We start from the raw sequence: 258 nt of genomic DNA, 5'->3' as shown, positions 1-258 counted from the left end.
GACAGCAGTCGTATGGTTGATTTCTCATGAGATAAAAAATGCAGCTTTAAATTTTATTGCTAATCTTCTTCAATTACTTTATACCTTAAAGGGTAATTTTGGTCGTCTACGCACCGATCAAGAGGGATTAAAGGTCCTAAACCCTAGCGTAAAAATGAAGCCACTTTTGTGGGTATCCCGGAATTCCGGGAGTTTTTGCTATGTCCAAGTGCTTTTCAGCACTAAAAGCAAAAAAACTGACTAGGGTTCAGTACCTTT

The 258-nt window shown here is 38.4% G+C and carries 1 pseudogene; it reads left to right on the top strand.

Going from position 1 to position 258, the window contains the following annotated elements:
• Positions 1-244: pseudogene (locus tag BN338_RS12720) on the top strand (hypothetical protein); the annotation flags it as partial.
• Positions 245-258: the final 14 nt, after the last annotated feature.

The sequence above is a fragment of the Bartonella queenslandensis AUST/NH15 genome (genome assembly GCF_000312585.1).
GTDB classification, from domain to species: Bacteria; Pseudomonadota; Alphaproteobacteria; order Rhizobiales; family Rhizobiaceae; genus Bartonella; species Bartonella queenslandensis_A.
Note: the sequence above shows the minus strand (reverse complement) of the source record. Positions and strands in the feature narration are given on the sequence as shown.